The organism is Patulibacter ginsengiterrae, assembly GCF_056269115.1.
The window spans coordinates 1-598 of sequence record NZ_JBWDOG010000049.1 but is presented as its reverse complement, the minus strand read 5'-3'; the positions used below and the strand labels follow the sequence as shown (position 1 = coordinate 598).

Annotated in this window: 1 pseudogene; it reads left to right on the top strand. The window is 42.6% G+C overall.

Annotated features, from left to right (window positions below):
* A pseudogene (locus ACVUH9_RS22245) lies at positions 1-555 on the top strand (GntR family transcriptional regulator); the annotation flags it as partial.
* Positions 556-598: the final 43 nt, after the last annotated feature.

Sequence of the window (598 nt, the reverse complement as noted above, 5' to 3'; positions counted from 1 at the left end):
ATGGCGGTACCTTCTAGCCGAGATTTAGCTGAACAACTGGGTGTTGGTAGAAATACGGTCACCATTGCGTATCAACAATTGGTTGCTGAGCGAATTTTGGAATCTAAACAGCGGAGTGGACATTTTGTCTGTTTAAATTTCCAGATTGATAGTAGTGAGAGTAAAACCATTCGGACTACATCAAAAGCGACGACCTGGGGTGCTCGCTTTTGTATACGACCTTCAGCACAAAGGCATTTAACTAAACCAAGTGATTGGATGAATTATTCCTATCCTTTTATTTATGGTCAGCCAGATGCGGAAAGCTTTCCTGCTTCAGCTTGGAGGGAATGTGCATTACGTGCCTTATCTGCAAAAGATGCCTCAATATGGTCACAAGATATTACTCAACAGGGGGACGACGCTTATCTCATAAATGCAATCCGTCAGCATATTTTGCCCACGCGAGGCATCATGGCTCAAGAGAACGAAATCTTGTTAACCGTAGGGAGTCAGCATGGATTATATATGTTGGCGACGTTATTAATGCGGCAGAATCATGTGATTGGTGTCGAATAACCTGGTTATCCAGATGCACGTAATATATTTTTGCTACAGA